Source organism: Rahnella sp. BIGb0603 (assembly GCF_024808755.1).
Taxonomy (GTDB): Bacteria; Pseudomonadota; Gammaproteobacteria; order Enterobacterales; family Enterobacteriaceae; genus Rahnella; species Rahnella contaminans.
Genome location: NZ_JANUEX010000003.1, coordinates 131640 through 153857, shown reverse-complemented (window position 1 = coordinate 153857; position 22218 = coordinate 131640). Strand labels below are relative to the sequence as shown.

20 protein-coding genes are annotated in these 22218 nt (G+C 52.9%); 5 read left to right on the top strand and 15 right to left on the bottom strand.

Going from position 1 to position 22218, the window contains the following annotated elements:
- Nucleotides 1-85: 85 nt before the first annotated feature.
- Entirely contained in the window at nt 86-1339 is a 1254-nt protein-coding gene (glyA, locus tag M2403_RS09050; RefSeq protein ID WP_152324584.1) for a serine hydroxymethyltransferase, read from the bottom strand.
- 343 nt (nt 1340-1682) lie between these two features.
- Here glyA and hmpA point away from each other — a divergent pair, with 343 nt between their 5' ends.
- A complete protein-coding gene (gene hmpA, locus M2403_RS09045; RefSeq protein WP_259228968.1) occupies nt 1683-2873 on the top strand; it encodes an NO-inducible flavohemoprotein in 1191 nt (396 codons plus the stop codon).
- 76 nt (nt 2874-2949) lie between these two features.
- Here the strand turns inward: hmpA and glnB are convergent, their stop codons facing one another.
- The 6 genes from glnB to M2403_RS09015 all read right to left on the bottom strand — a co-directional run bounded on the left by glnB (nt 2950) and on the right by M2403_RS09015 (nt 10137).
- Nucleotides 2950-3288, bottom strand: a complete 339-nt coding sequence (glnB, locus tag M2403_RS09040) for a nitrogen regulatory protein P-II (RefSeq protein ID WP_013574351.1) — start codon at nt 3286-3288, stop codon at nt 2950-2952.
- A gap of 153 nt (nt 3289-3441) precedes the next feature.
- Nucleotides 3442-4779 carry a two-component system response regulator GlrR gene (glrR, locus tag M2403_RS09035; RefSeq protein WP_152324586.1) on the bottom strand — a complete coding sequence of 446 codons (1338 nt, stop codon included), beginning with the start codon at nt 4777-4779 and terminating at the stop codon, nt 3442-3444.
- Nucleotides 4776-5552, bottom strand: a complete 777-nt coding sequence (qseG, locus tag M2403_RS09030) for a two-component system QseEF-associated lipoprotein QseG (protein WP_235937325.1) — start codon at nt 5550-5552, stop codon at nt 4776-4778. The genes glrR and qseG overlap by 4 nt, the downstream gene beginning before the upstream one ends.
- A gap of 31 nt (nt 5553-5583) precedes the next feature.
- A complete protein-coding gene (locus M2403_RS09025) occupies nt 5584-7020 on the bottom strand; it encodes a HAMP domain-containing sensor histidine kinase (protein WP_152324587.1) in 1437 nt (478 codons plus the stop codon).
- 588 nt (nt 7021-7608) lie between these two features.
- Complete coding sequence (gene mrdA / locus M2403_RS09020; RefSeq protein WP_152324588.1) at nt 7609-9555, bottom strand: penicillin-binding protein 2; 1947 nt, start codon at nt 9553-9555, stop codon at nt 7609-7611.
- A gap of 183 nt (nt 9556-9738) precedes the next feature.
- The gene (locus M2403_RS09015; RefSeq protein WP_229893528.1) at nt 9739-10137 is read right to left on the bottom strand and encodes a hypothetical protein; all 399 of its coding nucleotides are present in this window, start codon (nt 10135-10137) and stop codon (nt 9739-9741) included.
- 345 nt (nt 10138-10482) lie between these two features.
- Between M2403_RS09015 and M2403_RS09010 the strand changes: the two genes are divergently transcribed.
- Complete coding sequence (locus M2403_RS09010; RefSeq protein WP_152324589.1) at nt 10483-11259, top strand: alpha/beta fold hydrolase; 777 nt, start codon at nt 10483-10485, stop codon at nt 11257-11259.
- A gap of 7 nt (nt 11260-11266) precedes the next feature.
- On the opposite strand, the gene M2403_RS09005 is transcribed toward M2403_RS09010, so the two are convergent.
- The 6 genes from M2403_RS09005 to M2403_RS08980 form a co-directional block, all read right to left on the bottom strand.
- The gene (locus tag M2403_RS09005) at nt 11267-11824 is read right to left on the bottom strand and encodes a DNA-binding protein (RefSeq protein WP_152324590.1); all 558 of its coding nucleotides are present in this window, start codon (nt 11822-11824) and stop codon (nt 11267-11269) included.
- Between the two features lie 51 nt (nt 11825-11875).
- On the bottom strand, nt 11876-12106 hold the full coding sequence (locus M2403_RS09000; protein ID WP_152324591.1) for a hypothetical protein: 231 nt from the start codon (nt 12104-12106) through the stop codon (nt 11876-11878).
- Nucleotides 12107-12262: 156 nt separating this feature from the next.
- Nucleotides 12263-13276: an ABC transporter substrate-binding protein gene (locus M2403_RS08995; RefSeq protein ID WP_208950486.1), complete on the bottom strand. Its 1014-nt coding sequence runs from the start codon at nt 13274-13276 to the stop codon at nt 12263-12265.
- 7 nt (nt 13277-13283) lie between these two features.
- A complete protein-coding gene (locus tag M2403_RS08990) occupies nt 13284-15416 on the bottom strand; it encodes a TonB-dependent receptor (protein WP_371819791.1) in 2133 nt (710 codons plus the stop codon).
- Between the two features lie 14 nt (nt 15417-15430).
- Nucleotides 15431-16192 carry an ABC transporter ATP-binding protein gene (locus M2403_RS08985; protein ID WP_165058516.1) on the bottom strand — a complete coding sequence of 254 codons (762 nt, stop codon included), beginning with the start codon at nt 16190-16192 and terminating at the stop codon, nt 15431-15433.
- Nucleotides 16189-17238, bottom strand: a complete 1050-nt coding sequence (locus M2403_RS08980) for an iron ABC transporter permease (protein ID WP_152324594.1) — start codon at nt 17236-17238, stop codon at nt 16189-16191. The genes M2403_RS08985 and M2403_RS08980 overlap by 4 nt, the downstream gene beginning before the upstream one ends.
- A 362-nt stretch (nt 17239-17600) precedes the next feature.
- Here M2403_RS08980 and M2403_RS08975 point away from each other — a divergent pair, with 362 nt between their 5' ends.
- The 3 genes from M2403_RS08975 to M2403_RS08965 all read left to right on the top strand — a co-directional run bounded on the left by M2403_RS08975 (nt 17601) and on the right by M2403_RS08965 (nt 19802).
- Nucleotides 17601-18851: an OFA family MFS transporter gene (locus M2403_RS08975; RefSeq protein ID WP_217153529.1), complete on the top strand. Its 1251-nt coding sequence runs from the start codon at nt 17601-17603 to the stop codon at nt 18849-18851.
- Between the two features lie 135 nt (nt 18852-18986).
- The gene (locus M2403_RS08970) at nt 18987-19190 is read left to right on the top strand and encodes a hypothetical protein (RefSeq protein WP_217153528.1); all 204 of its coding nucleotides are present in this window, start codon (nt 18987-18989) and stop codon (nt 19188-19190) included.
- A 474-nt stretch (nt 19191-19664) separates the two neighbouring features.
- A complete protein-coding gene (locus tag M2403_RS08965) occupies nt 19665-19802 on the top strand; it encodes a hypothetical protein (protein ID WP_165058520.1) in 138 nt (45 codons plus the stop codon).
- A 641-nt stretch (nt 19803-20443) separates the two neighbouring features.
- Here M2403_RS08965 and cspA read toward each other — a convergent pair.
- Together cspA and M2403_RS08955 are read right to left on the bottom strand one after the other, a co-directional pair.
- Entirely contained in the window at nt 20444-20656 is a 213-nt protein-coding gene (gene cspA / locus M2403_RS08960; RefSeq protein ID WP_101076387.1) for an RNA chaperone/antiterminator CspA, read from the bottom strand.
- Nucleotides 20657-21022: 366 nt separating this feature from the next.
- Nucleotides 21023-22093, bottom strand: a complete 1071-nt coding sequence (locus M2403_RS08955) for a DUF1615 domain-containing protein (RefSeq protein ID WP_217153553.1) — start codon at nt 22091-22093, stop codon at nt 21023-21025.
- Nucleotides 22094-22218: the final 125 nt, after the last annotated feature.

Sequence of the window (22218 nt, the reverse complement as noted above, 5' to 3'; positions counted from 1 at the left end):
ATGTCTGCCAGCTCACAAATTCTGATACATGCCCATAAAAAAACCCGCCGGAGCGGGTTTTAGCAGCTTTACGGCTTCGCAAATATTACGCGTAAACCGGGAAGCGTGCACAGATGTCGAGAACTTTCTGTTTAACGCGTTCGATAGTGGCTTCATCGTTCACGTTGTCCAGCACGTCGCAGATCCAGCCAGCCAGTTCACGCGCTTCAGCTTCTTTAAAGCCACGACGGGTGATAGCCGGAGTACCGATTCGCACGCCTGAAGTCACGAACGGGCTCTTCGGATCGTTTGGCACGCTGTTTTTGTTGACGGTGATATTAGCGCGACCCAGTGCAGCATCGGCTTCTTTACCGGTCAGGTTTTTATCAACCAGATCCATCAGGAACAGGTGGTTGTGCGTGCCGCCGGAAACCACTTTGTAGCCACGATCCAGAACCACAGCCACCATTGCCTGGGCGTTTTTAGCCACTTGCTGCTGGTAAGTTTTGAACTCAGGTTCCATCGCTTCTTTCAGTGCTACCGCTTTACCGGCAATCACGTGCATCAGCGGTCCGCCCTGGCCGCCAGGGAAGACGGCGGAGTTCAGTTTTTTGTAGAACTCTTCGTCACCGCCTTTCGCCAGAATCAGACCGCCGCGCGGGCCAGCCAGCGTTTTGTGCGTAGTGGTGGTCACGATGTGCGCGTGCGGAACCGGGTTCGGGTAAACGCCCGCCGCAATCAGACCGGCAACGTGTGCCATATCGACGAAGAAGTACGCGCCAACGCTGTCTGCGATTTCGCGCATTTTTGCCCAGTCAACGATACCGGAGAAGGCTGAGAAGCCGCCGATGATCATTTTTGGTTTGTGTGTTTCGGCCTGACGCTTAACGTCGTCATAGTCGATGTCGCCGCTTTCGTCGATGCCGTAAGGCACTACGTTATACAGTTTACCGGACAGGTTGACCGGTGAACCGTGTGTCAGGTGACCGCCATGGCCGAGGTTCATCCCCAGAATGGTGTCGCCCGGTTGCAGCAATGCGGTGTAAACCGCGAAGTTCGCCTGTGAGCCGGAGTGTGGCTGAACGTTAGCGAAATCTGCACCGAACAATTCTTTTGCGCGGTCGATAGCCAGTTGTTCAACGATGTCGACGTACTCACAACCACCGTAATAACGTTTGCCCGGATAGCCTTCGGCATATTTGTTGGTCAGCTGCGAACCCTGAGCCTGCATAACGCGCGGGCTGGTATAGTTTTCTGACGCAATCAGCTCGATATGTTCTTCCTGGCGAACAACTTCTTTTTCCATTGCTGCCCACAGCTCAGCATCATAATCGGCAATGTTCATTTCACGCTTTAACATCCGCATCTCCTGACTCAACAAACTAAAAATAAACGCCCCTTCCGGGTTCTGCGCAACAGTGTAAATGTTTAGGCCGCCTTCGGATAGGGTCAGTTTCAGGTTTTTAAGCAAACGATTGGCTCCAGATACAGCAAGGCTTTGATCTGCGAACCTCAACCCATAATCAAGGGATAAATTTTCAACTGAACATGCTCAAATTTCAGCTTTGTGACTCAGCCCTCACCGCACACGTCACCTTAAAAAGCCCTTACCCCTTTAGGGGGTGTTTACAGAAATTGTGGATTTATATAAGATGCATTTAAAATACATGTTTAATGAAATTTAAAAAGACACGGAGTTCACTATGCTTGATTCAGCCACTATCGCTACCGTTAAATCCACCCTTCCTTTGCTTGCGGCAACCGGCCCGAAACTGACCGCACACTTCTATGACCGCATGTTCGAACACAATCCCGAGCTTAAAGACATCTTCAATATGAGCAACCAGCGCAACGGCGATCAGCGTCAGGCGCTGTTTGATGCCATCTGCGCCTATGCCACCAATATTGAAAATCTGGCTGCACTGTTACCGGCGGTTGAACGTATCGCGCAAAAACATACCAGTTTCATGATCCGGCCTGAGCAATACGATATTGTCGGCGGTCATCTGGTGGCGACTCTGGATGAAATGTTCAGTCCGGGTCAGGAAGTGCTGGATGCGTGGGGCAAAGCCTACGGCGTTCTGGCGGGCGTATTTATCAATCGTGAAGCAGAAATCTATAAAGAAAGCGCCGAAAAAACCGGTGGCTGGAGCGGCACCCGTGAATTCCGTATTGTGGAAAAACAGCCGCAAAGCGAACTGATTACCTCTTTCCTGCTGGAACCTGTAGACGGATTGCCGGTAGTGGATTTCCAGCCGGGACAATATCTGGCGGTGTATATCCGCGATGCTTCCCTGGAAAATCAGGAAATCCGTCAGTATTCCCTGACGCAGGCACCGAACGGCAAAACGTACCGCATCGCGGTAAAACGTGAAGGTCAGGGCGCGGTGTCCAACTTCCTGCATCACTTTGCGCAGCCGGGCGACATCATTCATGTTGCCGCACCGCACGGCGATTTCTTTATGGATGTCGGCGAGGCCACACCGGTCGCGCTGATTTCCGCCGGTGTCGGTCAGACACCGATGTTAGGCATGCTCAACACGCTGGCGCAGCGTGGCCATAAAGCGCCTGTTCAGTGGCTTCACGCCGCCGAAAATGGCGCGGTTCATGCATTTGCCGGTGAAGTGAAAAGCGCGCAGACTCATCTGCCGCAACTGGAAAGCCATGTCTGGTATAACCAGCCCCGGACGAATGACTTGCCAGGCGAAGATTTTCAATACCAAGGCTTTATGGATCTGAGCAAAGTCAGCGATAAAATCAGTGATCCGGCGATGCACTTCTACCTGTGCGGTCCGGTGGGCTTCATGCAGTTTGCCGCAAAACAACTGCTGGCACTGGGCATTGCCGAAGCCAACATTCACTACGAATGTTTCGGCCCGCATAAAGTCATCTGACTTTGAGAATACCCGCACTGAAAAGCAAAAAGGCTGACGCAATGTCAGCCTTTTCTGTTTCAGACGCGCAATGAAATCAGATAGCTTCTTCGTCCTGCTCGCCGGTGCGGATTCGCACTACGCGCGCCACGTCGAACACGAAGATTTTGCCATCGCCGATTTTGCCGGTCTGCGCGGTAGTCATGATAGTTTCAACACAGGTATCCACGATGTCATCTGCCACCACAATCTCGATTTTTACTTTTGGCAGGAAATCGACCATGTATTCCGCACCACGGTACAGTTCGGTATGACCTTTCTGACGACCAAAACCCTTCACTTCGGTCACGGTCATCCCGGTGATCCCAACTTCAGCCAGTGCTTCGCGGACGTCGTCGAGTTTGAACGGCTTGATAATCGCATCAATCTTTTTCATGGCGGACCCTTATAATCATTCGTTTGCTCTCCGCCTTCCTGAGCGGCAGCATGGTTCACAGTCTGGTTTCGGATGCCGTAGCATGCGAAGGCGCTAAAGGTATCATAGTTCAGCGGCAGGAATGTACCCGATGCCGCTGAAAGTAAATTCCCGTTACTCTTTAAAATCCGTGGCTTCCAGCTCGTGGCGGGAAAGCAACTTGTAAAATTCGGTGCGGTTACGCCCGGCAATACGGGCGGCCTGCGTCACATTGCCTTTGGTAATTTGCAGCAACTTACGCAGATAATTCAGTTCGAACTGATTACGCGCATCGGCAAACGTCGGCAGCGCAGTGTTCTCGCCTTCCAGCGCCTGCTGAACCAGCGCTTCGCTGATGACCGGCGCAGAAGTCAGCGCAACACATTGCTCAATCACGTTCACCAACTGACGCACATTGCCAGGCCAGCTCGCCGCCATCAGCCGTTTCAGCGCATCGGTGGAAAAACTGCGGACGAACGGCTTGTGCCGCTGCGCCGCCACGCGAAGCAGGTGATTTGCCAGTAGCGGAATGTCTTCCGCCCTTTCGCTCAGCGTTGGCAATTTCAGGCTCACGACGTTCAGACGATAAAACAGATCTTCGCGGAACTCGCCTTTTTCCATCGCTTTAGGCAAATCGCGGTGCGTGGCAGAAATAATCCGCACATCGACGTCGATATCCTGATTGCTGCCCAGCGGGCGGACTTTACGCTCCTGCAAAACGCGCAGCAGTTTGACCTGCAATGACAGCGGCATATCGCCGATTTCATCGAGGAACAACGTACCGCCGTTGGCTGCCTGGAACAGCCCTTCACGGCTGCTGACCGCACCGGTAAACGCGCCTTTGGCGTGGCCGAATAATTCAGATTCCAGCAACTGTTCCGGCAGCGCGCCGCAGTTGATGGCGATAAATGCGTTCTTTCCGCGCGGGCTGGCGCCGTGGATCGCCTGTGCCAGCACTTCTTTACCCGTTCCACTCTGGCCGTTGATCAGCACGCTGACGTCAGACTGCGCGACCATATTGGCCTGCTCCAGCAAACGCAACATCAACGGGCTGCGGGTTACAATCGACTCGCGCCAGCTTTCATCCACCGACGGGCTGGACTGTGCCAGTGCTTCATCAATGGCTCTATACAGCGCATCGCGGTCGACCGGTTTGGTGAGAAACCCGAAAACGCCCTGCTGTGTGGCGGCAACCGCGTCGGGAATCGAGCCGTGCGCCGTCAGAATAATGACCGGCATTCCCGGCTGGAATTTCTGGATTTCAGCGAACAACGCCATGCCATCCATTTCATCCATGCGTAAATCGCTCAGCACCAGATCGATTCGTTCACGGTGCAATACGCGCAACGCTTCAGCACCGCTTTCAGCGGTTGTGACACGAAAACCTTCACTGGTCAGACGCATGCCCAGCAGCTTTAACAGGCTGGGATCGTCGTCCACCAGCAACAGGCTGGCTGCTTTACGTATCGTCATTTTGCGTTCGATTCCTTTGGAGGCGGCACGTAGGTTTCTGCCGGTTTCACCGTGGATCCGGTGGCCGGTTTTGACGACGAGGTCGCGTCGTTGTCCGGCAGATCGCCCTGGATCTGCTTACGCGAGGAAAGCTGACGCTCGATATCGGTCAGGTTTTCCAGCTTGCGGCGGGTATCGGCTAAATTATTTTCCAGCACCAGTTGTTCGGCAGTCATCAGCTGAAGTTTGTCTTCATTGACAGTCTGCTGGCGTGCGTTGCGGGCTTTTTCATCACCGAGCACAACTTGCAGATTCTGACGCTCACGCCACAACTGCACCAGAGGACGAATGGATCCCGGCATCTGACCACGGAATTCGCTCACTTTAGCCAGCAATGCGCGGCGCTGTTGTTGATCCGGTTCAGCACCTGACAGCAGAATGCTTTGTTTGAAAGCCTGCTGCCAGTTGGTCGCCGAAATTTGCTGCGCCTGGAAACGCGCCTGTGCATCGCTCATACGATCGGCGCAATCCATCGCCCGCAGCCAGTACAGTGAGTTGGTCATCGCTTCGCTGTCATCAAGCGCCCAGAGGGTTTCGCAGGGTGCGATGCGGAAGTCGATCACTTTGCTGTCAGGGACAATCTGGTCGGAAACTTGCTGGTAATAACGGTTATCGGCGGAATGTTGCACACAGCCCGCCAGCGCCAGTGGCGCACTCAGAAGGAGAACCCGGCGGCGAGCGACGGCGCGCACCAGACGGGAAACGAATTTCGACATAAAGGTTAATGCGTTCATTGGCCGCACCAGCCTGCAAATAGGATCATTATCAATTTTTCTCAGCCGTCAGGGGCAATTCAATGCGAAAACAAACGTCCGCACCTTCAACGGCAACCAGTTGCAGCTCTCCATGCATGCGGCGAATGCAGTCCTGAGCAATGCTCAATCCCAGACCGCTGCCTTTTACAGCCCCTTTTCGTTGCTGGCTACCCTGGTAAAAAGGTTCAAAAATCATCGCGCGCTCGGCTTCGGGGATCGGGGTTCCGGTGTTTGCCACCTCAATAACCACCCGCCCTGCTTCTTCCCGGCTACGGACCCAAATAGTACCGGATTCAGCCCCGTAGTGCACCGCATTGGAATAGAGATTATCCAGCACGCGCTTAAGCAGTGTAGGTTCCGCCAGACATTGTGACGCTTCGATAACGACTTCGCTGCGGATCTTTTTGGCGCGCGCGGGCAGACTGTTCGCTATCACGACGTCATTCACTAAGGTTTTCAGATCGACAGCCACGCTCAGCGCGGGCGCATCCGCCAGTTTGCGGTTGTAATCGAGCAATTGTTCGATCAGCGTTTGCAGGTGACGGCTGCTGCTGTTGAGTATCGCCACCACGTCTTTTTGATCCGGCGTCAACGGTCCGGCGACTTCATCGGCCAGTAGCTCCGTGCCTTCGCGCATGCTGGCGAGCGGCGTTTTGAGCTCATGGGAAATGTGACGTAAAAATTCGTGTCGCTGTGATTCCAGCCACGCCAGACGTTCACTCAGCCAGACGATACGCTGCACCAGAGAACGGATTTCGCGCGGGCCTTTAAACCGCGTGACATCCCCCAAATTACGCCCTTCGCCCAGCCGGTTGATCATTCTCTCCACGCCCTTCACCGGCCCGATAATCATACGGGTAAACAGCACCACCAGCGCGCCGCTGAGCAGAAACAGCACCAGCGCCTGCCAGCCAAAGAACTGGCCGCGTTCGGCAATCGCACGCTGAAGTTGCTGGCCGCGGGAAAAGACTACTTCACGGGTCGCCTGAACCATTTCGGCATTCGTGCGCGAAAAATTTTCCAGCCGCGCGGAAGAGTCATTATCCGGCGCATTATTGTGGCAGATGGGTTCGGTCAGCTGCGTCAGCAATGTGCGCAGCGTCTGGTAGTAACGTAAATCCGGCAGAACAGAGGCGTGCGCATCCAGCAGCTGCGAATATTGTTTATGCTGATTCTGATAAAGGCGGGAAAGCGTCGGATCGTCGAGAACGCAATACTGGCGGTAGCTGCGTTCCATTTCCAGCGCGATGCTGGACATGGATTCGCTGCGGCGCGCATCGCTTAATGTCGTGCGGTTAATATGCGCCGCCTGACGGCTGAGCTGGTCGAGGCTGTCATAAGCCTGCCAGGCCAGCACCAGTAACGGCAACAGAACTAACAGGAACGCCATCAATACCAGCTGACGTAAAGAACCGGGGAATAAACGTCCTCTTTTCAACGCATTCATCTCATTTTCCACAGATAAAGCATGCTAACTGACAACGGTTTGAACAGCCAGTGCGTCACAGAGATTGTGAAAGAGGATTTGAAAGAAACAGGAAGCATCCGAAGGAGTGGTATTGCTGGATATCCTGATGGATATCCAGCAAACCGGAAGAGGTGGTGCCTCACTCAACGTGTCGTTCGATGCTTGATAACGTGCTTACGCAACGATTATCGGTCGGGTGAACGATAGGCACCGTTTCTTTGGCGTCATTCGGGCATTATGAGCATATCAACGCTTTCGCGTGAGCAAGTCATAATCAGGTGAATGAGCAACTGCCAGAATATAGCACGAAGCGTGCCAGTTATAATATTTAAATTACATGTAACTGATAGTTAACAACTTTTATTTATCAGTGAAGATCTCATTCAAAAAATGGCTGCGATCTTTGCATAAAAATCACGCTTGCTGTCGTCATTTCCCAACATGTTTTTTACTTAAATATAAAGTTGTTTTTAATCATTTGCTTAAATGTCGCCAAATGGCGACACAACAAACTGCATCTGTCGCCATTTAATGACATCACGTTATCAGTGATTGATTAAGAGCCTGTCAGTGCTCGCTGAACCCCAGTGAATTCGGGGTTGGTACCGGTTGTTCGCAGTCTGCCGGATTGTCTGCTTTCGCCGGGTCACACATCGTGGCCTGCGGCGGCAGGAAGATATGGTCAAGAATGGCGCGCGCCGTCGGCCCGGCGACCACGCCATCGCCCCCACCGTTCTCCATAATAAGCGCCATCACTACTGTAGGATGTTTATAGGGCGCAAATGCCGTATAGAAAATATGGTCGCGCAGGCGGACAGGCGTCATTTTGGCGTTATAGACCTGATTCTCGCGCAGGCTGAATACCTGAGACGTCCCTGATTTTGCGGCTATCTGATAAGGCGCAGTGTGGAAGAGTTTATAACCTGTACCGTTCGGGAAATTCGCCATTCCGAACATACCGTTTTTCACTATTCCCCAGATTGGCGATTTGCCATCGGCAATTTGCTGCGTCGGCGGCATTTTATAGGGCGTAATCACTTTGCCGCTTTTTGAAGAATAGAGCAGATGCGGCGTTTCGAGTTTGCCGTTATTCACCAGCGCGCTGAGCGCACGCACCATCTGGATTGGCGTCGCAACCCAATAACCCTGGCCGATACCCACCGAAACGGTATCTCCCTGATACCAGCCTTTTTTATGAACCTTCATCTTCCATTCGCGGCTTGGCAGAACACCATTATATTGCTCGTCGAGATCGATACCGGTGGACTGCCCGTAACCGAACTTGCTCAGCCAGGTATGAATGCGGTCGATGCCCATTTCATACGCCACCTGATAGAAGAACGTATCGGCGGATTCTTCGATAGCTTTGGTGACATTCAGCAGGCCGTGGCCGGTTTTCAGCCAGTCGCGGTAATGACGCTCGGTGCCCGGCAGCGTCCAGGTCGGTGCGCCGAAGAAAGTGGTTTGCGGTGTAATCACCCCTTCAAATAAGGCAGACGTTGCCATGAACGGTTTCACCGTCGAGGCCGGAGGATACAGTCCCTGTGTCACGCGGTTAATCAGTGGCAGATCCGGGTTTTTCAGCAACGCGCTGTATTCTTTACTGGAAATTCCGTTCACAAACGGATTCGGATCATAACTCGGGCTCGAGACCATTGCTTTGATGCCACCATCCCGCGGATCCATCACCACCACGGCGGCGCGTTGCCCTTTCAGGACTTTTTCAATGTACTGCTGTAAACCAAGATCCAGCGTCAGGTAGATATTTTGCCCGGCCTGCGGTGGCACTTCTTTGAGAAGGCGCACGACGTGCCCGTGGTTATCCACTTCCACTTCCTGATAACCCGTGCGGCCATGCAGAATATTCTCGTAATACTTTTCAACGCCCTGCTTACCAATATCGTGGTCAGCCGCGTAGTTCTCCGCAATTCCTTCTTCATCGAGGCGTTTCGCGTCTTTATCGTTGATTTTCGACACATAACCGACGACATGCGCCAGCTCCGCACCGTACGGATAACGACGCTGCTGATAAGTACTGATTGAAACACCGGGGAAATCAAACTGGTTCACAGAAAAACGGGCGACTTCGACGTCGGTCAGCGCCAGTTTTAACGGTATTTGCGCGAAGTGACGGCCATGAATCATCGCGTCATGGAAGCTGTCCAGATCGTCCTGCGTCAGATCGACAATGGGTTTGAGTGCATTCAGGGTTGCTTTAAGATCCGGCACTTTTCCGGGGATCACCTGAATCTGGTAAAGCGTAATATTTTGCGCCAGCACCACGCCATTGCGGTCCATGATCAACCCGCGGCTCGGGGCAATCGGCAGCATTTTGATGTCATTCTGATTCGAGCGGGTCTGGTAAAAATCATGCATTCCGACCTGCAAATGATACAGATTGAAGACCAGAGCGGCAGACATTAAGGCCACAACCAGAAACGCGATCACGGCGCGACGAACGAAAAGGACGGACTCTGCGGTATGGTCGCGGATTTCGTCGTTAAGTAAGGCCATAAGCGGGCAAATACCTTTATTGTCTGCTTCTTAAAGCGGGCGAAAAAAAGAAAAATTCGGGGCTGGAAAAGTGCGCAAGGATAGCCCGTCGGGAAACGGGCGACTATAAGAAGTGTGCTAATGAAGTGGCAGGAGTGTTTCTATTTATTAACGACAGGTTATTCCGGCGAAATATGCCGCGCATCACTTCGCCGTGTTGACCTTGCAGTCGCCATAAACATAACCTTCGGTTTGCGTCGCAACCACGAAGCTGTCTTTTACATGGATATACATCAGGTTATCCTGCGCACCGGCTTTCATCGGCTGATTGTCTTTACCGATAATGTCCGTCAGTTCAGGACTGGTCACCATTTTGCTGCCGTCCGGGGAAAAACTGAACGTATTTCCGGCGTCATAAACACGCGCATCTTTATTCACAACTTCAGAAACATCATTGCCGTCATCCGACTGCGTATGATGCGTTAAAACACATTGATACTGCGTGACAGCCGATGCTGAAAACGACGCCAGCGCCAAGACAACCGCCACACAACCGCCTAACCTGACCATCAGATAAATCCATAAAGTGAGCAAGAGTTCCATGCTATCACTTGGCTGCCCGATGAAAAGAGCCCGCAAAAGATATTTTCACGGGCTAAATACTTTAAGCCAAATTCGGGACTGTACGCGGTATGAACGGCGTTTTTTTAGACAAATATGAAGCTACATGCAGAGGATCCGCTGACGATTATCGCTACTGATTACCCCGCCGGAGGCGGTCGGGAATATTCCAAAATTTAACTGAAACAGAAATCTGATAAATGAATGCGTGAACACTTCGAAGTAAAACGGATGGCTCTGTTCGTTTACTTGTTTTTTGTACTGCTGCTCAGAAGAATCCTGCCTATAATCCGCAGATTGCACTTGAGCAGTTAACAAAGGATTGAGATGAAATCTTTCAAAGTACCCGGAACGGAAATGGTCTTACGTTTCCATGAGTTGTCAGGTCTGGGCGTCCCGCTGGTCTTTATCCACGGTCTGGGATGCGCGGCATCCTGCGATTTCCCACGCGTCGCGACCGATGCATCACTGCGCCCGCGCCGTTCGTTCCTGCTGGATTTAGCCGGTTCCGGTTTCAGTGATAAACCGCAGGATTTCAGCTACAGCCTGCAGGATCATACGCTGTGCGTCATCGCATTACTGGAAAGCCTCGGCGTACCGCAGGTCAATTTAATCGGCCACAGCATGGGCGGCAGTATTGCCATCATGGTAGCGGCGCAGCGGCCTGACCTGATTCAGCGCCTGATTGTTGCTGAACCCAATCTCGATGCAGGCGGCGGAATATTCAGCCGCGCAGTCGCGGAATATTCAGAAGAAGACTATCTGGCTAAAGGCCACGCGCATCTGATTAATGTCGCCGTGCGCAGCAATGATCCCGTCTGGGCGGGATCGATGAGCGTGGCGTCTCCGCTGGCCATTCACCGCCAAGCCGTCGGGCTGGTCAATGGCGAACCGACGTCGTGGCGCGAACAGCTCTACAACCTGGAAATGCCGGCCACCGTTTTGTTTGGCGAGTTTTCACTGCCAGAACCTGATGTCGCGATTTTGCCTCAGCATGGTGTGCATACCACCGTGGTACCGCAGGCAGGTCATTCGATGATGTGGGAAAATCCCACCGGCGTCGCGGCGGCAATCAATGCGGCGCTGAATGCAGAAGTTTTATAAGTACGTATTACAAATCAGTCATTTCATTCTGATGCTCAAGCAGGTGTGCAAATTGCTTAACCTGTTTGGGCTCAGAAGAAGAACGTAACTGTAGCGCCAGATTGATATTTTCCAGGATGCGGGAACCTTCCACACGATGATCTCCGGCGGGTAATCTTCCCTCTGCGACCAGCCAATCCACCACACTCTTCCAGCGCCAGAGCGGTGAGTTTCCTTTGAGCCGCTGAACAGGGTTAGGGAAATTACGGGATCCGCGAGATCCGTCTTTCAATAATGCCACCGACTGGCGGGTCAGCCCGGTCAGCTCCGCAATATCGCTGAGCCCGACCAGCGCCGAATCGACCGACTCGACACGTGCATTCAGGCCCGCAGATTCAATATCCCGGATCGCCGTCAGCAGCGCTTTCGCGAATGAAGTGCTTTCCCGGTCAAATTCCAGATAGACCGACGTTCCATAGAAAGAAATCAGCGCGTCATCGCAGCCGCTCTCAAAGAGCGCATCTTCCAGTTTTTCTGTATCAGATGTAACGCCTGAAAGCGTCAGCGTGAAGTTAAAAGGTGCCACAAAACCTCGTTGTCCGGATAATTGCTAAAAAGGCGGTTTCCCGCCTGAGTGTTATGTCTTATCAGGAGAACAATGATCAACCCTTCTGATAATTTGCACGGCATGGTTTTCCGGATTTCGCGGGGTAGACCAGATGCTCATCATATGTTCGCGATGTGCAGGAATACCGCAACGAACCCGTCCGAAACAGTGTGAACTGCTGCCGCCAGCGACAAAATGCCAGCCTTTAGAAATGGCATATTCAACGGCTGCGTGAATATGCTTATTAGGATGCGCCTTCATTGGCCTCCTGTGGCTGTAGTATAATCACCCGTTGACATTCGTCAACAGCCATATGCATACGTCCTCATGCACGCCGGAAGTGTATCCCCGCATCAGTGGCGAAAACCTTGAAAAAATGACATTAGGAAAAATATATATCCTCGCCTGATTTCGCCCTCAAAACTCTCCTGCGATAATCTCCTCCGCTTCCCCTGGCGTCAGCGGATAATCGAAGAACCGGCGGTAGAAATCCTGCGTCGCTTTCACAATATCCAGCGTCGGGAAAAGCTGCGGATGCAGTTTTTGTGCAACCCACTGGATCTGTAATGCCGTTTCGGTACCGTAGCGATCCCACGGGAAAACACCTGCCGGATTTCGCCACACACGCCCCGCTTTCACTGCGTCCAGCAATGCAAACTGGCTGGCATAAGCGGAGGTTGAGATATCCCCGGCGCTGGCCGCCAGAATGATCACATCCGGTTGCCACGCCAGCAGTTGCTCGGCAGAAACCGGCTGCATGTTGCCCTTCAGCCCTTCGGCGGCATTCCGGCCACCGGCGACGCGGATCCACTGGTCAATCAGCGTATCGCTGCCATCGACTTTCAGCGGATTAAGTGACTGAATGTGCAGCACTCGCGGGCGTTGCTGTTGGGTCAGACTTGCCGTTTTTGCGCTGATGGCCTGAAGATTGTCGTCAAGATAATGAATGTAATCTCCGGCACGCTGCGCCGCCTGAGGCGTTCCCAGCACCTGCGCGGTTGTACGCAGGGAATGTTTCATTGAATCAAAATCGGTAAATTTCATTTCGATAACGGGTAAACCCGCCTGCCGCAAGGCCACCGCATCCCGGTTGCCCGCGCTGACAAACACCACATCCACTTTTTCCGCCAGCAAACTTTCGGCATTAAACGTGGTGCCTTTTACCGACAACGCCTGATTCAGCGAAGGCTGAACGCGGAACATCCACGGCTGACTTTCCGGATGATTGACCGTCGCCACAATCTTGCCGCCCGCGCCCAGCGTCATCAGCAAAGAATGATGTGCGTACCAGGCGTCGGCGATCCGGTCAGTTTTCGCGGGCAGAATAACCTGATGGCCCGCATCATCAGTCACTTCGCGGGTGGCGCTGTAGCCGCTCAGGCTTAGCAGGCTCAGCGCGCCCGCCAGAATCAAACGTGTCGGTAATTTCATTTTATCCTCAGAACTCGAGCTGCATGGAAACCTGCGCCATACGCGGTGCACCCAGTTGTGCGGACGCATTGCCCGCGCCGCTGTAACCGTTCAGGCCGCCCGGCACGATGTTGGTCCAGTAATGGCGGTTAGTCAGGTTGGTCAGGTCAAACCGGAACGTGGTGTTGGTATTGAACAGGCGCGTGCGGTAGCTGCTGCCGGCGTCAAAGACGGCGTAACTGCCGACCCAGTTGTCGTTGGCATTGTCTGTCGGACGTTTGCCGACGTAATGCACGTTGGTATCCAGATCCAGACCTTCGACGGCTGGCACACTCCAGACGGTCAGCAGGTTTGCGGTCACGCGGGATAACCCGACGATCTGTTTGTTATCGCTGGAAGAGGACGCCGTATCGCGCAGTTTCGGATCGAGGATCGTCACGCCGCCGTAAATATGCACGTCGCGGCTGACGTTGCCGTCGGCCATCAGCTCAAGGCCGCGGTTACGCTGATTGCCGTCGTTGGCGAATTCGCCGTCTTCCAGCGTGTACGCAAACGGGCGATCAATCTGGAACAGCGCCGCCGACAGATTGGTCTTGCCGACGCGCAGTTTGCTGCCGACTTCAATCTGTTTGCTGCGGTAAGGCGCGGTGATTTGCCCGGCGTTGGTCGAACCAGCCGGAGCTGTATCGCCCTGTTGCAGGCTGTCGGCATAGGTTGTATAGAGCGTCAGGTTTTCAACCGGCTTATACATCAGGCTGGCTGAACCGCTGAAACCGCTGTCGTTCGAATCGCTGGTGCGCTGACGGGTTTTGGCGTAGTTGGCAGAGGTGAGGAAACTTTCGCTGCCCGACACCAGCAGGCTCCATTTTGGCGAGAAGGTCAGCGTATCACCGACGGAAAACGCCTGCTGAGTGCTGGTTGCAGACTGATAACGGTTAGAGAAGTCCGGATATGCGGGTTCAGGGAAACTTTGCAGATTATTAATGTTTCCGCTGCCCAGCGTCGCCGTACCACCGTTGATCGGGTTATAGTTTTTCCACACAAAACCGCGCATACCGAAAGATAAATCATGCTGTAGCCAGCCGGTATTCAGTGAACCGTTCAACGTCGCCATATAACTGTTGATCACAAAACGGGTCGCCGTGGCGCTGGATACCGTAGTTTTGTAATCCCCTTTATTGTTGACCAGCGTATTGGTCACCGCCGTGGACTGACGGTCAGCCACCTGATGCAGGAAACCGATATCAGACTGCCAGTTGCCATCAAAATCATGTTTAAGATGAGCGCTGTAAGTGCTGGTGTGGTTGTCATTCCCGGCATACGTTTGCCCCAGGTTACGCTGCGTCGGGTTCATGGCTTTCGGGAAGGCTACGCCACTTGCCAGCGCAAACGTGCCCGGCAAGCCTTTTTCCTCATAACGGTAATAGCTAAAATTGGTTTCCAGCACGGTTTGATCCGTCAGCTGAAAATCCAGCGCCAGGCTGGCGAGCTGACGTTTCTTGCGGCTGCCGGAGGTATAGCTGCCGCCCTGATCGTTAAGCAGATTCAGCCGGTAACGAACACGTTCGCCATCATCAAGCGGACCGCTTAAATCCAGAGCACCCAGACCGGAAATCCCGGTGCCCATTCCCAGCGTAATGCTGTTTTTGGTGGTATATCCCGGGCGTTTGGAAACGAAGTTAAACATCCCTGCCGGGTTTGCCGGGCCGTAAAGCGATCCCGCCAGCCCGTTCAGCACTTCAATCTGCTGGAACTGCTCGGCCGGATAATCTGTGGTGGAGACGACGTTCAGGCCGTCGATCATAGAGTTTTGCACCACACTGCCCTGGATCCCGCGCGTCTGCGGGCGGGCGCCGTCACCCTGCACGGACGGCAGATATTTATAAACGTCTTTGACGCTTTTTACCTGCTGGCGGGTAATGATACTTTCCGGCACAGAATGCACGGAGTACGGCGTATTCAGCACATCACGTTTGCCCAGAACGCCGACGGTCGCGGTTTGTGAATCTGAGGCCGAAGGGTCACCCGACGCCGTTTCACCATTTTTCACATTGCCATTCACAGTCATCGTGTCGGTCGTTACTGCGGCCAGCGCAGTACCTGCAGACAATAGAAGACCACAGGCGCCAGCCACTAACGGCGCTTTTATTTTTCTTTGCATTTGTAATCAATCCCTTAAGGAATAAAAAAACGATGTCCGCTGTTCAGGTCGATTTGTTGTACCTGTGCCTGATAAATGCGGGAAATCAGCGCACTATCCACGACATCGGATGGCACACCGTCGGCTATCAGCCGACCTTCATGCAGCACTAATGCCCGGCTGGCGGCCATCAGTGCGTGTTCAGGTTGATGGGTAATCATCAGCAACGTGTAGCCCTGCGAGGCGAGGGTCTTAAGTTGCGAAAGCAGATGCAGCTGGTGGCCATAATCGAGGCCATTCACCGGTTCATCGAGCAAAATCACCGGCGTGTCCTGCACTAATGCGCGGGTGATCAGCACGCGCTGGCGCTCACCGCCGGAAAGATGGGTGTAAATCCGCGAAGCCAGATGCGCAATACCGTTCTCTTCAAACGCATTTTCAACGCGGGAAATGTCCCGTGGCGAAGGGCTGCGAGCCAGGCCGTTCACCGGCAACCTGCCCTGCATCACGACCTGCCAGGCGGTAAACGGAAAATGCGGCTGATGATGTTGCGGCACATAAGCGATATGCCGGGCGATTTCGCGGCGTTTCATGGTTTCCAGCGGTTTTCCCGCCAGCCGGAGACTGCCGCTTTCCGGTGACAAGAGCCGCAAAAGCAGCTTCAGCAGCGTGCTTTTCCCGGCACCGTTAGCACCGAGCAGCGCCACGCATTCCCCGGCATAAAGATCAAACGAGATATCGCTGAGCAGCGGGCGCTGAGGCAGTGAATAGCAGAGATCGCGGGCGGAGATAATCATAGCCAGCCCCCGCGGACGTATTTCAGCAAAGCAATAAACGCCAGTGCGCCGAGTAATTCGGTAATGATCCCCAGCGGAATTTCCCCAGGAGCCAGCGTGCGTGCGAGCCCGTCACACAACAGCAAAAAACAGCCGCCGAGACACACTGAAACCGGCAACAGCCAGACATTACTCGCACCCACCAGCAGCCGTGCCAGATGCGGGATCAGCAATCCGACCCAGCCGACCATGCCCGCAATGCTGACAGTCAGGGCAGATATCAGCGTCGCCAGCACGATAATGCCGTAGCGATAAAAACGAACCGGAATACCGAGGCTGTAAGCTTCATCTTCGCTGAGCGTCATGACGTCCAGCACCCGTCCGAGCCCCGCCAGCAGCGCAATCGCGATAACCAGCACCGGGGCTGTCACCCACAACGCATGATTGTCTACCGCACTCAGACTGCCCAACATCCAGTAAATAATGGTTGGCAACTGATCCTGCGGATCGGCGACATATTTGACGATCGACAGCAATCCGGTGAACAGCGCACTACTGATAATGCCGCCCAGAATCAGCATAAGAATGGACGGTGAAGCAAACAGGCTGGCAATCGCCACGCCGAGTACGACCGCCAGTAAACCGGCCAAACAGGCCAGCGCGGGGATCCACAAACCGTTCAGCCCGGACACAATGCTGAGCGATGCACCAAACGCGCAGCCGCTCAGCACGCCGAGTAAACCGGGCGACACCAGAGGATTGCGGAATACGGCCTGATAAGCCGCGCCGGAAACGGACAAACCGGCACCGACCAGCACCGCGGCCAGAATGCGCGGCAGGCGTGAATCGATAATGATGTTGTGCAACAGCCCATATCGCGGTGCTGACGCATCTGCATGGAAAAAACCAATCAGCTCAGCAAATGAAATCGGATATCGGCCAATCGTCAGTGAATACATGATTCCGCCCAGTAACAGCAGCAGGCTGAGAATAAAAATCCGCGATGGCGTCAGAATACGGGCACGTTGAAAATGTGACGCGCGCGCCCGTTCCGCTGAAGAAGTCATTTAATTAGCACTGAAAGTAAAAAGAGGAAGTGCCGGAAGGGTACGACCAAATGACCGTGAGCACAACGTTATGTACCAAATGATACAACGAAAGGTTTGTAACAAAACTTGTGAGAATGCACGAAAAGGTTAATTGAAGGATTAGTGATCCAGATCAACTAAAACCCGCGCCCCGCAAGGGCTGCAGCCACGTTTTAAGTCCAATTTCAGGGTGTTTTTGAAGCCAAAATGGCGACTCATGCCTCGTGAGATGCATTTCATTCCACAACTCATGCATCTCACGCCGCAAATGAACTGCGTTTATTCACGAGGACTATCATAGCGACAGTTAATTGAATCTACTTCGCTCGGGAGAACCCGCTATGAGTGACAAATCTGGCATGCAGAACACCAACCGTACCCGCTGGCTGACACTGGTCGGTACCATTCTTACTCAGCTTGCTCTGGGTTCCGTTTACACCTGGAGCCTGTTCAACGGCCAGTTGTCCGAGAAGCTGGGCGAACCTATCAGCAGCGTGGCACTGACTTTCGGGATCCTGAGCTTGTGTCTGGCTCTCGCCTCTTCCGTCGCCGGTAAACTTCAGGAACGTTTCGGTGTACGTACCGTGACTATCGCCGCCGGTTTACTAATGGCCGCCGGGTTCTTCCTGACCGCGCATTCTGACAACGTGATCATGTTGTACATCAGCGCCGGTGTGCTGGTCGGCCTGGCGGATGGCGCCGGTTACCTGCTGACACTGACCAACTGCGTAAAATGGTTCCCTGAACGCAAAGGCCTGATTTCAGCCTGTTCAATCGGTGCTTACGGTTTAGGCAGCCTGTTATTCAAATTCGTTTGCGGGCATTTACTGGCAACCGAAGGCCTGCAAAACACCTTCATGATTTGGGGTGGCGTGGCGATGGTGATGGTGATTGTCGGTGCGATGATGATGAAAGATGCGCCGAAACAGCAAACCGCCGATGTGACCCGCGAAGAAAACAGCCTGAACGATAGCAGCAATGACAGCCGTGATTTCACGCTGGCTGAAGCGGTGCGCGCTCCGCAATACTGGATGCTGGCGCTGATGTTCCTGACAGCCTGCATGAGCGGCTTGTACGTGATTGGTGTGGCAAAAGATATCGGCCAGAGTTTGGTTAAACTCGACGCACTGACCGCCGCGAACGCCGTGACCGTGATAGCGATTGCTAACCTGAGCGGCCGTCTGGTTCTGGGCGTTCTGTCTGACAAAATGCAGCGTATCCGCGTTATCTCCATCGCACAGATCGTTTCCCTGGCCGGTATGAGCATGATGTTGTTCACCCACATGAACGAAACGATGTTCTTCATCTCCGTTGCCTGTGTGGCCTTCAGCTTCGGCGGTACCATCACCGTGTATCCTTCACTGGTCAGCGATTTCTTCGGCCTGAACAACATGACCAAAAACTACGGTCTTCTTTACCTCGGCTTCGGTATCGGCAGCATCTTCGCTTCTCTGGTGGCGTCTTTGTTCGGCGGCTTCGCAGTAACGTTTAGCATCATCACCGCACTATTGATCGTATCACTGATTCTTTCTGCCACGATTCGCTTACCGAATAAATCAGAAGCCGGTCATAATACGCTCCAGCACGTGTAAAGCAGCAGCTGTACGCATCATAAATGATGAACGGGAGCATAATTTGCTCCCGTTTCTTATGAGTGAAGCATATAAAGCCGGTTGCTGATTCACGAAAATCCTATGAACAAATGTGAACAGACCGGACACCCGTTAATGAAACGCACCACCCTCGCTCTTTTCAGTCTTATGCTGGCGATGACCGCCATGAACAGTTTTGCCGTGGTTTACCCTTCCAGCGCACAGGAAGTGGCTTCTGAACTTAGCCGCAAAGCCAGCGAAAGCGGTTCCCGCCCGTCCACCACACTGGACTCCAGCGCACACAGCAAACTGACTTCCCGCAGCGACTATCTGAAATAAGATCACAAAAGCCACCCTTACTCCGGTAAAGTGTCTAAAATTAGAACGGATAATTATCCATACGGATTATATGTTTGTTATAATCACGTCCTGAAATCGATCATTCGGGCGATTTGTCCCGCAACACGCACAAGGAGTGTGAAATGAAGGCAACAGCATTTTGGTTAATCATGGCGGGCGGTTCTGTAGGAATCGGCTACGTGATGGCACTGATGATGGAACTTTTCTAATCCAGCAACGTTGAACACCACGGATAAATAAGGATATTTTTATGGCATTTTACAGCCCCAAACGCATCATCCTCTACACCGCTGCGGCGATTGCGCTGCTGGTCATCGTCGGCCTGGTCACTTACTTCACCGTCGGCCACTTAGGCGCTTAACGCCTTTTCATTGTTTTGCCCTGCCCGGTGGCGATACTTTGCGTATCGCCGCATAATGCTGCCATTCACTGTGACAAACGGAAGGGAAAATCATGACCTGGAAAGGATTAATGATTGTTGCTGCGGTTATTGTGCTGGCGAGTATCGGCTCTGAGTCTTTGATACAGAAGGGAATTGCGATGGCTGACGCCAAAATAGATCAGATCATTGGTCATTACGCAGACAAATAAGGCTTACATCTACTGGAGTAACATTACCGGACAATGACAAAACCATACACAGCGTTTGTTATCTTAAATCCATCAAATGTTGTGTGATGTTCCTGTGTTAAGTCCCTGTGTAATACCCCTGTAGAACCCTGTTATTTTGCCCGCCGTGTGCGGGCTTTTTTTTGGCTTTTTTTCAGGAAATTTTTAGATTTTGAAACACAGACACCGTAGCCAATTCCCGAAATCATTTGGGTGGGAGCAAGGCGGCAACGGAGCGAATCCCCGGGAGCATACAATAAGTATGTGACTGGGGTGAGTGAAGGCAGCCAACGCAGAGCCAGCCAAAAGGATGAAGGGAATTTGCCGGTGCTTTCCCGGCTGTCACATTATGGCGTAAGCGTTCATCGTACACTCCAACATTACGCGGCCTGAGCACGGCCTTGTCACAACAGAAAAAACGGCTAAACGAATAAAATATGCTAACCGGCTTTTCTGTTGTGGCTCCCGAAATAATTCTGGAAGCTTTTAAATAATAAACCCCGGCGTTGGCCAGGGCTTATTTTTGTCATTATTCATGTCGATACTGAATTAATTATTCTGGCTGCTCCGGGTTTGCCCCATCTTCGCTATTGCAGAGTGATTACTTTCAATATCTGGCGACATTACAGAACGACAACGTTACCGGCTGATGGGCCTTTCTGGCCTTGTTCGATGGTGAACTCAACGTTCTGACCTTCGTCCAGGGTTTTGAAATCATTGCTCTGAATTGCAGAGAAGTGAACAAACACGTCTTTGCTGCCGTCTGCAGGGCTGATGAAACCGAAACCTTTACCAGCGTCGAACCATTTTACTAAACCAGTCATTTTAGTAGACATAGGAAATACCTTCTTCGTTTTTATTTTATGATGCCATAGGGCAATAGGGGTCTGTTTTTATTTGAAATACTTATGGATGCATCAGAGAAGGAAATTCGTCGGAGAAAGGATTTGCTATATCACTTGAACCAGGAACTACTTTACTAAAATGTCTTACATAAATAGGTCTTAACTACAAACCGTTGACGCTATTTACACACAGGGGGATTTATTAAGCAAGCTTTTATTTCATCGCTATTATATTGACGCAATTTATATTCGTTGGGAAATAACGCGCAACCCGCCGCTGACGGTGGCTACAGGCTGATGATAAAACCTAAAGCCTGCTGAAAATCAGCGGGCTTTAGGAATATTCCCTCCAGTGGATTACCCGGCAGATGCGCGTTTCATGCAATCCGCGCGGCGTCCGTCTACCCGCTTTGCGAACCACGCGGTGGTCAGCTTGCGGGTGATTTTCGGGCTTTCGAGCGTAATCCCCGGCAACAACTCGCGGGGTTGACGCTTACCGGTGGTTTTATCCGCCAGCGCATAAACCTGTTTGTACAAGTTGGTTTCCTCAAACTCCGGCTGCTCGCCCTTCTCCAGCGCTTTACGTATGGCGGAATGACTGATGTCCAGCCGCTTCGACAGCGTTCTCACCGCCAGCTCCGTGCCACCCGGTTTATCGGTGCCGTAGTTAATCAGATCACCGTCCAGCGCCAGCGGAATTCCCGTCACCTTGCTCACCGCGCTCTGGAAAGCCGCGTTCCGGCTGGCGTACCACCCGGCATTAAAATCAGCAAAACGGTACAGCGGCTGGGAATAACTGGCCGGATACCCCAGCAGATGCTTCACGCCGAAATAGACGCCGCCGCGACGGCTGAACACTTCATTGCGGATTGTGCCGTCAATTGTGTACGGGTAGCCTTTGGCATGTTCTTCGGCAAACGCGATGCTGACCTGCATCGGCCCGCCGGTATGCACCGGATTCAGATTCCCGAACAACTTCTGCCCCATCGGCACCATGTTGATGAAGTCATCAAAAATGGCGCTGAGCTGCTTCTCGGTTTTTACGTTATCCAGCCGCTCGCTGTAGGACTTTCCGTTCGGAGATTTAATCAGCAGCGCGGTGTGAACCAGGAAATTCGGCACATGAACCGCATCCGCGCGACGATCGATTTCTTTCCACGCGATTTTTCCCAGCCCCGGTACCGGCGCATCAGCATTGAAATTCGATTCCTGCTGCGCCACCGCCAGCACCGAACAGATATTTTCCGTCGTCGCCGGAATACCCTGCGCGGTGAAAGCGGCGGTAATGTCCGTCGCCCAGCCTTTTCTGTCCGGTGCGGAAGACGGCATCAGCCGCACGATATCGGCTTTGACGTCACGCGGATTCTGCACTGGCGCTTCGGTTTTCTTTCCCGTTGTACATCCGGCGAGGATCATCACAGCCAGCATCACGGCAGATCGGTTAATTGAAAATCGCTTTACGTTCAACGTTAAACATTCCCTGAATCAATGGCTTTGCCGAAGACGTTAACGAAGATATCGGCAACTATCTAGCAAAAAATAGCCTTTCTCAG

Bases quoted from the DNA above. Each gene is read 5' to 3' on its own strand.
- glyA (WP_152324584.1), bottom strand. From the start codon at position 1,339: ATGTTAAAGCGTGAAATGAACATTGCCGATTATGATGCTGAGCTGTGG.
- hmpA (WP_259228968.1), top strand. From the start codon at position 1,683: ATGCTTGATTCAGCCACTATCGCTACCGTTAAATCCACCCTTCCTTTG.
- glnB (WP_013574351.1), bottom strand. From the start codon at position 3,288: ATGAAAAAGATTGATGCGATTATCAAGCCGTTCAAACTCGACGACGTC.
- glrR (WP_152324586.1), bottom strand. From the start codon at position 4,779: ATGACGATACGTAAAGCAGCCAGCCTGTTGCTGGTGGACGACGATCCC.
- qseG (WP_235937325.1), bottom strand. From the start codon at position 5,552: ATGAACGCATTAACCTTTATGTCGAAATTCGTTTCCCGTCTGGTGCGC.
- M2403_RS09025 (WP_152324587.1), bottom strand. From the start codon at position 7,020: ATGAATGCGTTGAAAAGAGGACGTTTATTCCCCGGTTCTTTACGTCAG.
- mrdA (WP_152324588.1), bottom strand. From the start codon at position 9,555: ATGGCCTTACTTAACGACGAAATCCGCGACCATACCGCAGAGTCCGTC.
- M2403_RS09015 (WP_229893528.1), bottom strand. From the start codon at position 10,137: ATGGAACTCTTGCTCACTTTATGGATTTATCTGATGGTCAGGTTAGGC.
- M2403_RS09010 (WP_152324589.1), top strand. From the start codon at position 10,483: ATGAAATCTTTCAAAGTACCCGGAACGGAAATGGTCTTACGTTTCCAT.
- M2403_RS09000 (WP_152324591.1), bottom strand. From the start codon at position 12,106: ATGAAGGCGCATCCTAATAAGCATATTCACGCAGCCGTTGAATATGCC.
- M2403_RS08995 (WP_208950486.1), bottom strand. From the start codon at position 13,276: ATGAAATTACCGACACGTTTGATTCTGGCGGGCGCGCTGAGCCTGCTA.
- M2403_RS08990 (WP_371819791.1), bottom strand. From the start codon at position 15,416: ATGCAAAGAAAAATAAAAGCGCCGTTAGTGGCTGGCGCCTGTGGTCTT.
- M2403_RS08985 (WP_165058516.1), bottom strand. From the start codon at position 16,192: ATGATTATCTCCGCCCGCGATCTCTGCTATTCACTGCCTCAGCGCCCG.
- M2403_RS08980 (WP_152324594.1), bottom strand. From the start codon at position 17,238: ATGACTTCTTCAGCGGAACGGGCGCGCGCGTCACATTTTCAACGTGCC.
- M2403_RS08975 (WP_217153529.1), top strand. From the start codon at position 17,601: ATGAGTGACAAATCTGGCATGCAGAACACCAACCGTACCCGCTGGCTG.
- M2403_RS08970 (WP_217153528.1), top strand. From the start codon at position 18,987: ATGAAACGCACCACCCTCGCTCTTTTCAGTCTTATGCTGGCGATGACC.
- M2403_RS08965 (WP_165058520.1), top strand. From the start codon at position 19,665: ATGACCTGGAAAGGATTAATGATTGTTGCTGCGGTTATTGTGCTGGCG.
- cspA (WP_101076387.1), bottom strand. From the start codon at position 20,656: ATGTCTACTAAAATGACTGGTTTAGTAAAATGGTTCGACGCTGGTAAA.
- M2403_RS08955 (WP_217153553.1), bottom strand. From the start codon at position 22,093: ATGCTGGCTGTGATGATCCTCGCCGGATGTACAACGGGAAAGAAAACC.